This window comes from Pseudophaeobacter sp. (genome assembly GCF_048267565.1).
GTDB lineage: Bacteria > Pseudomonadota > Alphaproteobacteria > Rhodobacterales > Rhodobacteraceae > Pseudophaeobacter > Pseudophaeobacter profundi.
This window is the reverse complement of sequence record NZ_JBLWXG010000023.1, coordinates 1-9,385: the sequence shown is the minus strand read 5'-3', so window position 1 is coordinate 9,385 and position 9,385 is coordinate 1. Positions and strand designations below refer to the sequence as shown.

The 9,385-nt window shown below is 57.0% G+C and carries 12 protein-coding genes; 6 read left to right on the top strand and 6 right to left on the bottom strand.

Translation table 11 applies throughout. The features are described from left to right. The coding region (locus ACN0VH_RS20780) for a DNA-processing protein DprA (protein ID WP_417702506.1) at positions 1 to 221 on the top strand (221 nt) is incomplete at its 5' end. Between the two features lie 160 nt (positions 222 to 381). Here ACN0VH_RS20780 and ACN0VH_RS20775 read toward each other — a convergent pair. Together ACN0VH_RS20775 and ACN0VH_RS20770 are read right to left on the bottom strand one after the other, a co-directional pair. Further along, positions 382 to 1,467 carry a hypothetical protein gene (locus tag ACN0VH_RS20775; RefSeq protein ID WP_417702504.1) on the bottom strand — a complete coding sequence of 362 codons (1,086 nt, stop codon included), beginning with the start codon at positions 1,465 to 1,467 and terminating at the stop codon, positions 382 to 384. A 149-nt stretch (positions 1,468 to 1,616) separates the two neighbouring features. Continuing rightward, positions 1,617 to 1,847, bottom strand: coding sequence for a hypothetical protein (locus ACN0VH_RS20770; RefSeq protein ID WP_417702503.1), 231 nt, complete (start codon positions 1,845 to 1,847; stop codon positions 1,617 to 1,619). Between the two features lie 106 nt (positions 1,848 to 1,953). Between ACN0VH_RS20770 and ACN0VH_RS20765 the strand changes: the two genes are divergently transcribed. Both ACN0VH_RS20765 and ACN0VH_RS20760 read left to right on the top strand, forming a co-directional pair. Further along, positions 1,954 to 2,708 (top strand): IS5 family transposase gene (locus tag ACN0VH_RS20765; RefSeq protein ID WP_371328541.1). Its coding sequence is split into 2 segments (ribosomal slippage): positions 1,954 to 2,286 and positions 2,289 to 2,708, totalling 753 coding nucleotides; the frame shifts between segments, so codons are not numbered across the junction. A 134-nt stretch (positions 2,709 to 2,842) separates the two neighbouring features. Continuing rightward, a complete protein-coding gene (locus ACN0VH_RS20760) occupies positions 2,843 to 3,661 on the top strand; it encodes a hypothetical protein (protein ID WP_317090350.1) in 819 nt (272 codons plus the stop codon). A 54-nt stretch (positions 3,662 to 3,715) separates the two neighbouring features. Here ACN0VH_RS20760 and ACN0VH_RS20755 read toward each other — a convergent pair. Then, positions 3,716 to 4,941 (bottom strand): IS3 family transposase gene (locus ACN0VH_RS20755; RefSeq protein WP_417702510.1). Its coding sequence is split into 2 segments (ribosomal slippage): positions 3,716 to 4,599 and positions 4,599 to 4,941, totalling 1,227 coding nucleotides; the frame shifts between segments, so codons are not numbered across the junction. A gap of 153 nt (positions 4,942 to 5,094) precedes the next feature. Here ACN0VH_RS20755 and ACN0VH_RS20750 point away from each other — a divergent pair. Further along, positions 5,095 to 5,319 (top strand): hypothetical protein, encoded by a 225-nt coding sequence (locus ACN0VH_RS20750; RefSeq protein WP_417702500.1) that lies wholly within the window; start codon positions 5,095 to 5,097, stop codon positions 5,317 to 5,319. A gap of 376 nt (positions 5,320 to 5,695) precedes the next feature. On the opposite strand, the gene ACN0VH_RS20745 is transcribed toward ACN0VH_RS20750, so the two are convergent. The 3 genes from ACN0VH_RS20745 to ACN0VH_RS20735 all read right to left on the bottom strand — a co-directional run bounded on the left by ACN0VH_RS20745 (position 5,696) and on the right by ACN0VH_RS20735 (position 8,028). Further along, entirely contained in the window at positions 5,696 to 6,163 is a 468-nt protein-coding gene (locus tag ACN0VH_RS20745) for a hypothetical protein (RefSeq protein WP_417702498.1), read from the bottom strand. A 328-nt stretch (positions 6,164 to 6,491) separates the two neighbouring features. Then, positions 6,492 to 7,175, bottom strand: a complete 684-nt coding sequence (locus ACN0VH_RS20740; RefSeq protein WP_417702497.1) for a hypothetical protein — start codon at positions 7,173 to 7,175, stop codon at positions 6,492 to 6,494. Between the two features lie 82 nt (positions 7,176 to 7,257). After that, on the bottom strand, positions 7,258 to 8,028 hold the full coding sequence (locus ACN0VH_RS20735; protein WP_417702495.1) for a hypothetical protein: 771 nt from the start codon (positions 8,026 to 8,028) through the stop codon (positions 7,258 to 7,260). 315 nt (positions 8,029 to 8,343) lie between these two features. Here ACN0VH_RS20735 and ACN0VH_RS20730 point away from each other — a divergent pair, with 315 nt between their 5' ends. Both ACN0VH_RS20730 and ACN0VH_RS20725 read left to right on the top strand, forming a co-directional pair. Beyond that, positions 8,344 to 8,715: a BRO-N domain-containing protein gene (locus ACN0VH_RS20730; protein WP_417702508.1), complete on the top strand. Its 372-nt coding sequence runs from the start codon at positions 8,344 to 8,346 to the stop codon at positions 8,713 to 8,715. A gap of 121 nt (positions 8,716 to 8,836) precedes the next feature. After that, on the top strand, positions 8,837 to 9,166 hold the full coding sequence (locus ACN0VH_RS20725; RefSeq protein ID WP_417702493.1) for a BRO-N domain-containing protein: 330 nt from the start codon (positions 8,837 to 8,839) through the stop codon (positions 9,164 to 9,166). Positions 9,167 to 9,385 lie beyond the last annotated feature (219 nt).

Sequence of the window (9,385 nt, the reverse complement as noted above, 5' to 3'; positions counted from 1 at the left end):
CCACCATCGCCATGGTCGGTGCCCGCAACGCCTCCGTCACCGGCATCAAGATGGCCCAGCGCCTGGCCTCGGACCTTGGCAGCGCCGGCTTCACGATTGCTTCGGGCCTCGCGCGCGGCATCGACGCTGCCGCCCACAAGGGCAGTCTGGAGACAGGCACCGTCGCCGCGCTGGCCGGCGGGCTCGACAAGCCCTATCCGACTTTCTACGTAATGCATTAGACGCATAGGTCAAAAGCACGGTCCCGGCATAGGTATTACCGCCCCACACCCCAGCCCCCCGTGGGGGAAGCTGGTATGTGTAGTATATGAAATACTCTGACAGATTTTTTGGAAAATTGGCGCACCTAACTCACGTGACGAGATAAGCGCGCTCTTAGCTTCAACCTGTCGACCGTAGCTCCGGCAAGTTAGGCACTGGCATTACCGCTTCATCGGTTACTATCGCACGGAGAGCGCTTGGCTTCGCTCGAGAGTTCCCGGGAGATGATGCGGTAATTTCGTTCCTCACTCGCCTTAGGTTGAACTTTCGGGGAGCATTCGGGTGCTCACCCCACGCTCCAAGAATGTCGATTGCACCAGACGTCAGGAAGCGCTGTCGCCCACGGAGAGTGTCAAGAATCTGAGCAAGTTCGTTTCGGCCTTTTGTGAGGGCGCTCGACATCTTCTGGCGCTCGTCGGGCTCCAAATCTCGAAGGTCCACGACTTCACGCAGACGGGCGGCGAACCGCAGGTAGCTCGCCCTGAAGGCCATTAGTTTCTCACTGGGGACGTATGTGTATGGAGAGAGCATTTCCACGCCCACTACCCGAGCATACTCTGTCCTAATCTCTTCGACCCTCTCCCCGGTGGTGCCGTCCGCTCGAGTGAAGGGCACCCGAGTGTTTTCGGAGAGTTGCAGGGACCCGTCTTTCACCTCTCGCCAGAGGTTTAGCTCAAGCTCCCCCTCAAGTACGCTGCGCAACCTGCGCCTAAGCGAATCCAGCCCATCGGCAATTTGGGAGGCGGCATCAATGATTTCGACCATGGTCGCCAAATGAGGGCTGTGCAACCGAATAATTTCCAGTTCTTCCCGCTCCTTCCGCCGTTTCCTGAGGGCGATTAGGGCCTCCTCGTGACCGGCAGCATTCAGAGCGGCGAAGCAATCTGGCCCGATAAGCCGAATAACTGCCTCATTGGGAAACCAAGCGATCTTCCCTTTATGCTTGTACTGTGGGTGATAGGGATTGCAGCATGGGCAGGGTGCCACCCGAAGCACCTTCGGAGATGCTGGCACGTCGAATTCTTCTATATACACGACAAAAGCCCCCTGCTCGGGCTTTGTATGACTATGCCCCCACCACGTATGAGGGGAACTAGTCTTGTTTATGTGCTCTCGAATATCATCGATAATTTTATCAGACGGTTCATCCTCGAAAGCAGGGATATTATTCTTGTTTATTTCTGGCACTGTGATGCGCTCTGCCAAATTCACCTCTTGCGTTCACGTCTTGTTCCAACAACATTCATGAAGCGCCAAGAGTAATGCCAACGCAAGGTGGGGGCCCGCTTGACCACTGCATATTCCCACTATCCCCAGCTTGAGACGGGGGATTTCTCCCCCGCCAAACCGTCCGGCTAGCTTTCAACCCCAAAAACGGCATCCAACCGAGACGTCTCGCCACCTCCTACGGAACCGCCCCGCCCCTTGGAGAAACCAAAGATTTCATCCAAAGGATCGCCCCGGCTCTGGCCGATTTCACTCGCCTTTTCTAGCCGTTCACGGCGGACCGCGTCATAGACAGGCTCGCCATCTCCCTCTAGCTGGGGGACGCCGTATTTGCTGCCCTTAAAGACACTATCGGGCACGAAGCAATCCGATTGAAAGGCGCTCTAGGGTCAAAACCCGTTGATAGCATTGATTTGACGCAGCAAATCAGATTCATTTTGCCAAATCAGTGATTTGGAGGCTTGGATGGGACATCTGTTTTGGCTGTCGGATGAACAATGGGCGGTGATTGAACCGCTTGTTCCGGCGAACAAGGGCGGAGCCCGCAGGGTCGATGATCGCAGGGTAATCTCCGGCATCATCCATGTTCTCAAGGTGGGTTGCCGATGGTGCGATTGCCCGAAAGACTACGGGCCTTCGACCACGATCTACAACCGCTTCAACAGATGGTCACGAAAACGCTTCTGGATCGATCTGGTCGAGGCGCTTGCGACATCCGGGGCGGTGACGAAGAGCACGTCCATCGATAGCACCTACGTCAAGGCGCACCGCTCGGCGCACGGCGGTAAAGGGGGGCGAAAAATCAGGCTATCGGGCCCTCGCGGGGCGGGCAGACCACGAAAATCCATGCCCTTACCGACGTGATCGGTCGCCCATTTGCGTTCATGCTGACCGGAGGCAATGCGGCAGACAGCCCGGTAGCGCCCCATCTGCTGGCCGGACTGAAGGGAGCAAGGTATCTGCTGGCCGACAAGGGATATGATGCAAACAGCCTGCGAAAGCACCTGCGCCAATCTCACATTGTCCCGGTCATACCGGGCCGGTCAAACCGCAAGCGCGCCATCCGGTATGACACCAGACGCTACAAGAGCCGCCATCTCATCGAAAACGCCTTCTGCCGCCTGAAGGACTTCCGACGCGTTGCAACTCGCTACGACAAACTCGCCAGGAACTTCCTGTCCGCCGTCGCCCTCGCAACACTCGTCGCATTCTGGCTATGATTGAGTCTCAGCCCTAAGGACCAGTGCACCTTTCCCGAAGAAACTACGCGTAGGGCTTTTGTTGACTTTCAGAGAAAGGAAGGCGACCTAGTTGCATTTGGCAAAAAGATAACCTGCCGGGAGAGGGGTGAGCATTGGACATTTGCACATTTTGGTTCGGTTCAGAATTGCGGCCCGTTGACCGTATTTGCTTATCTTCGATGGTTCTGGCCGGGTATCGTGTGAAGCTATTTTCCTACGGCCCGGTGGTTGGCGTACCTAACGGTGTTGAACTAAGAGATGCCGAAGCAATACTTCCTCAAGTTACCTTTAAACGCCTAGATCCCGGCTATCCAAAATTAGCTTCCCAGATCAGCGTCGTGCAATACAGCGACCTCTTTCGTGTAATGCTCATGAAACATGGCGAAGGGCTTTGGCTTGATACAGACGTGTATCTTGTGAACCGCGTTAATTTTGACTTCTCGAAACCTTATTTGGCGAGAGAGAATCGATCACGTCTCGGCGTTTCCGCCATGTACTTTCCCGCCGATCATGCGGTCATCCATGAATTCCAGAATTTCATCGAAGGGACGGATGCTCTACCCAATTGGCTTGGCCTCGGGCGGGGTTTTTTCCGCCCCCTATGGCACCGCATACTTGGGCGGGAGGTTCGGCCAGCCGATATCGGCATAACAATATTTGGAAATGATGGAATTTCTCGCTTAGCGAAAAAGTATAAATTCTTCTCCACAGCCGCCCCAAAGGAAAGCTTCTACTATTGGACGGGAAAGGAGAGTGAGAGAATTTTTGACCCTGCATATGGCCTTGAACCTATCTGGCACCCTGATTTCAAAGGGTTTCATATCCACTACAAGGCTTTAACTCGCAGTCCCTTACGCCAGGGTAGCTTCTACGAGTGGGCGGTCAACAGAGCATTAAAAAACAACAATCTTCCCAAGAATTCAGTTGGTTGAATATTTCATAAACTACAACAAAGACCCTGGTCTTGCCCCCGTTTCGCCGGACACTCAGGCGGTTGCGATTTGAGCGGCAATGAACTCGCGGGGCGAGCGCATTTTCAGCCCTGAGTGCGGGTGGTTGTCATTGTAATCCTCGATCCAGTTTTCGATCAATCCAAGAACTGTCGGGGCGGTGGGCAGTGGAGTCACCTGGACGTAGTCGCGTTTCAGCGTTTTCACGAAAGCCTCCGAGATGCCGTTGCTTTGCGGGCTCTGGACCGGCGTGAAGCAAGGCTTCAGTCCCAGCTGGCGAGCAAAGATCTGCGTGTCCTTCGCGATATAAGGTGAGCCGTTGTCGGACAGCATCTCGATGACGGATGGGGCGCGGTAAGCGCCGAAGCGACGCTCGACGGCCTCCAGCATGATATCGCGAATATCGGAACCGCTGATCCCGGCATTCGCCACAGCGCGCCAGGCGATGATTTCACGGTCATGGGCATCGATAATGAAGGCACTGCGGATGATATCGCCGTTCCAGCAGGTAAACTCGAAGCCATCGCTGCACCAGCGCAGGTTCGAACGCATGACGATCACCTTGCCGTCGTGAACATGCTCGGGACGTTCCGTGTATTTCCGCGTCAGAAGCAGGTTATGGGTCTGCATGATCCGATAGACCCGCTTGTGATTGACCGGTGCCAGGCCCTCCGAGCGCAGCTGGCGGTTCAGGAGCGCGGCGATCCGCCGGTATCCGTAGGTCGGCCGCGCTGCCACGAGCGCGGTGATCAGCGGCACCACCGCCGCGTCTTGCGCTTTGTGATAGCGCCGCCGCGGCTTCGCGCCTCCCTTCAGGCGATCATGAAGATTTGAGCGGGAGACACCGAGGGTCTTGGCCACCACGCTCATTGGGAACCGTCCTTCGGCTGCGACTGCGCAAGCCACGTCAGTTTTTTTGAGCGCGACTTGTCGAGCGCCTCCTTCAGAATTTCGACCTCGAGCGTCTTGCGCCCGAGCTGGCGCTCCAACTCGTGGATGCGCTCTTCCATCTGTCGGACAGCGCGATTGCTTGTGACGTCATCGTCTCCAGACACGGCCACGGCCCCTCCCTCCAGCATCAGACGCCGCCAACGATACAGCAGGTTCGGTGCCACGCCATTGCGGCGCGCCACGACCGAGATGCTGGCGTTCTCCTCCAGCGTCTCCTCGACGATCCGTAGCTTCTCAGATGAAGTCCAGCGGCGTCGGCGACCGCCATCGGTGATGATCTCATAGTCAGACATAAGCACGTGCTTAGGGATATCCCTAAGCCTCCATGGTCATGCCCGAGTGTCCGGTCGAAAAAGGGGCCAGTTCACAGAGATATTTGCGCGGGATCACTGGGAAGCCTGTCAGATTGCGCTGGAGATGGCCTCTGCCGATGCAGACGATTTTGTTGTTCGCGAGTTTGCGTGATGAGCAAGGCGTTCCTGATCACCTACACCGACACAAAAGGTGATTTCGTGTCAGCGGGGGTCATCCACCGCCCCGGAGCTTGGGAGGCCTGTGCGGCAGCAGAAAAGAACCTGCCACCGGAGGCTGTGGATTTCCACGTAGAGCGGATTCCGCCCGACGCTCTAGAGAAACTGATCCGGTGGCGGAGCGGCACGGAAGCCATGCCCGTCTTTAACAGCCAATAGTCGAACTCTCGTGAAACCCATCGGCGCCCCATACTTTCCACACTCAGAAGACCAAGCGCCAGCAATGATGCGGCAACGGAGACCATAGGAAGGGTCAGCCAGCGTTCCAGTTTTTTGTAGTTACAAAATTGCTGACTGGTGGTCTCGGTGGTGCATGGGGAGCCGATGGGGGACCAAGGGAGAGAACCGCCACCTCCGTTACTCCCGAACCTGTCCAGCCGCAGAAAACCTCACGGTGGTGAGAGACAGGCAGACAGATTTGCCATTCCATGGGTGTTTAGAAACGGGATAGGAAACGGTGTTAGGAGGCAGCTATAGCCGCAGTGTGGCGGCGTGGATGCTCATCCCCTCGGTAAACTGATCGGGACGCCGTGCCCTACGCGGCACCCTCGGATTCTCCCAGTTGCGGAAACAATTCCGCCAGGTCGCCCTTGGACATAGGGGTTTTCGGGTCGGTGAAATCCTTGGGCTTTGGATTGGTCGCCTTATCATAAGGTGCACCGGTTGCCGGGTCGTGAGTGCCCTCTCGGATACCTTTCTGGACCACCGCGCTATATGCGCGACTGGCACGGGCAGCGGCCTCCCTAAGCATCTGGTGCCGGGTTCCCGGCCCCGCCTGACGGCGCTGAAGGATGCTGTCGCGCTCCTTTAGCTTGCGGTCTTCGGCTATGATCTGGGACAGACGCGAGACCTCCAAGTTGGCCCTATCGCGCTCAGAAATGACGCGCTCTAGAGTAGCCTTGGTTTGCGCGAGTTGGTTTGCAAGGGTGTCCTCGGCCTCCTTGGCGTCGAGGGCGGCAAGTTCCGCCTCAAGCTTTTCACGGGCGCTACTATTCTTCGCCATCTGCATTTCTCCTTTTCCTCCGCATCAAACGGAAACTGAGGGTCCCTTAGGTTTCACCTTCTGGGACTTGCCGGTCGATCCGAGGCCCGTCTCATTGCGGTAGGCCTTGGTGCCGATGGCGAGAGCGTTGGCGCTCTGTTTGTTGGCGGTCTTCTTCTCAGGGGCGTCCTGATCGAGAACCTCCGGTGGTTTGGTAGGAGCTGGCATCTCCGTGTCGTTATCGAAGCACATGTTTTGGGGTACCTTCGTTATTGTGAGAGGGAGGCGACAATGATCGCCGAAAGAACGGTGGCCGCATGGGCGGCAATCAGAAAATCGAGCATAGGGCCTAGCCCTCGGCGTCGGGGAGACTGCGGTACCATTTGCGGTAGAGTTCCGGCATTGCCTCTGCGGGGACATGGCCGGATGTAAACCCGGCGACGATTGCCCGCGCTTCGCGGTCTCCGCCAAGACTTGAGGCATGGAGAAGGCTATTCCAGCAACCGGAGCCGATAACCTCCTCTGCGGCTGGGGTGGCCTCTGCGACCGCCGTATAGATCATACTGGACATGGTGGCGGGGTCCGAACCGAGAGCCTCCGCCATATTCGCTAGCGTATCCTCGGTGCTTTCCACCTCGGCGCTATTCACCAGAATATTCAGGGCATCATCAACCGTATCGGCACCATACTCCTCGGTGATGGCATCAAGCGTTTCGTTACCGGACGCTCTGTCTTCCTGTTCCGCCTCAATCTGGGCCTGTAGCTCGGCAAGCTCGTCGTCGCCCATCTCGCGTTCGTCGTGCTGGGTGTCATGCGAGAACGGCTGCCCGTCTCGTTCGCCCATGTATGGATCGTTTGAGGGGCCATCAGAGCGAAAAAGCGTCTCCGCTACGTCTTCATCTATGTATGTCTGCAACTCCTCGTTCCAGATCGTACCGGGAGGCGTGTCCATTGGTGCCATGCCGGATGCATAGGAATTACCATTGCGGATGGTGTAGCCGCTGGCTTCATCCATCGGATTGGGGAGGCTCATATGGCCTCCATCTTCAAATTCTGCCCATCGGGACATTGTTATTCACTCACTTTCGGGGTGTCGGGTGCGGTCGGTTTGACCGCTAGGGATGCAAGTCAGCCACGCGGAGCGCGGCCTTTGCATAAGACAGGAGGGTCATGGATTGCCCGTCCTGCGTGGTGACGGCATTTGACCAGAAGGCCTTGCCGTAAACTGTTTCAGCGTGAGACACGAAAGCCTTGCCTAGGTGGCGCTTGGTAGCTCCTGTGGTCGCATATCGGAGCGTTGCTCCGGCGGTACTGGGGCCGCGAATATCACCCAACAGGGAACCGGCAGCGGTCCTGATGAAGGCCAATCGGTTCTCGTGGAGACCATCGTAAAACACCTCCGCCCAGCCGATGACGGCCAAGGCGTGGAGGATACAGTCGCTATAGGCGTTGCCATCCCGGTGGACCCAGTTCGCCAGTAACCCCTTGGCCTTGGCGACACGGGGGAGCTTCGGGTGCATATCCCTATAGCGAAGCTGAAATGATGGTGGCGGCGTATGGCTGCGGTCAAGCTCACTGAGACCCAGCGCCACGCTTTCGGAGAACTGCGGGTTCGCTTGGCGGTATAGGTCGACCGCATGTTTGAAAATGACTAGCTCATTGCGGCGGGGCCACCGGGTGCAAACCGGGTCACCGCGCGATGAGGCCCGCTCTTTGTGGGTCGAACAATACCGGGAGATTCCGGTGCGGCGGCGGGTGCAGCCGGGACACTGACAGGTTTGCAGTTCGTTCAATGCGGCGCGGCTCTTGAGTCGTGCGCCATGGTTGTCGACTTGATCAGCCACCATCCATTCGGACGGACGACCGACCGTTTTCGGTAGAGGCATGGGTTTCTCTAGGTTTTCTGTAAGGTCGCTCGGGGATGCTGAGCACTGCCTTGACGCGGCATACCAGGCGAGCGCGATTTTGTTTTGACATTGATCGCGGCGGTGGCGATCCCCGGGGCGGGTGCCCCCTGCATTCCATTCCTTGCCCAATACGGTTATTCGCGGGGTCTAACCTCAATCCGATTGAGGGTAGCTTCCCCAACGTGGCGAAGGATGTCTGCCGGGTGCTGGGTATGGACACCGGAAAGGGCACCCATAAGCGGATTGGCCGCTTTCCAACGGATGAGAGGAGGACCCACAGACTAACCGTGGGTAATCACGCGGTCTACCGTCATCCTGAGTGACGTTAGCTTCCCCAACCGAGACGCAGGATGTCTTCGATATACTTGGCTACCCGAACTGAGACAATTAGGGGACGACGAACGAGGGGTCTTAAAAATTCAGACCTCTCGCTCTCTCCAGCCTATGAAGACCATCTCCGAAAGCGGCCTCTACAAACTCGTCATGCGCTCCGACAAGCCGGAAGCCAGAGGGTTTCAGGATTGGGTTACGAAGACGGTCCTTCCGGCGATCAGCAAAGACGCCGCCGAGAGACGCCACGCAATACTCCCACATCAGGGGCGGGGTAATCCGCGCCGGGTAGTCATTTCCGAAAGGGCTAAGACGAACTTAGCTCAACCGGGGTGAGAAGAACGTTTTGAAAAGAGGTTCAAGCTCTTTTCAATCGCTGCTCCCTCAAGCGCACTCTAAAGTAGCTTAGAACTACGTTAGCTCCCCAACTGACGAAAGGAAAAGCCACAGACTGGCCGTGGGTATTCGCAGCACCCCCAACGCGGCGATAGCCCCCCCCGAAAGGGGCCTCTATAAGCTCGTCATGCACTCCGACAAGCCGGAAGCCAAGGCGTTTCAGGACTGGGTGACCCGCGAGGTTCTACCGGCGATCCGAAAGGACGGAGCCTACGTCATGGGCGAGGAGAAGGTGCGCAGCGGGGATTTGTCAGTCACCAGACGGCGGGTAGACAGCTTCAAATCAACTATAGCGGTTGAAACGAGAACGGGACCAACTCTATTTGAGCAAAAGCGATTACTGTTCGGTTGCGGATCGCTTTTATTGAGTTCGGAGGCAATATTGACATGAGCGCATTTGGCCGAGAATTGCTAATGGCCGCACGTAACATCGAGAGCATACCTAATGCTGAACTACGAACCCTGAAGTGGTCCCACATTTTTTCGGACAGTTCTGCAGCTTTGCTAAGGTGTACCGGGTTTAGGTTTCATGCTGCTTTTTGCTCTTCCAAGCCCGCCCAATATGCCTCGTCCGGCGTTCGCCGATCAAGCGCGGAATGGGGTCGCTCGG

Excerpts from the sequence above, each read along its gene's own strand:
- ACN0VH_RS20745 (WP_417702498.1), bottom strand. The coding sequence starts at position 6,163 with ATGGCGAAGAATAGTAGCGCCCGTGAAAAGCTTGAGGCGGAACTTGCC.
- ACN0VH_RS20750 (WP_417702500.1), top strand. The coding sequence starts at position 5,095 with ATGAGCAAGGCGTTCCTGATCACCTACACCGACACAAAAGGTGATTTC.
- ACN0VH_RS20740 (WP_417702497.1), bottom strand. The coding sequence starts at position 7,175 with ATGAGCCTCCCCAATCCGATGGATGAAGCCAGCGGCTACACCATCCGC.
- ACN0VH_RS20735 (WP_417702495.1), bottom strand. The coding sequence starts at position 8,028 with ATGCCTCTACCGAAAACGGTCGGTCGTCCGTCCGAATGGATGGTGGCT.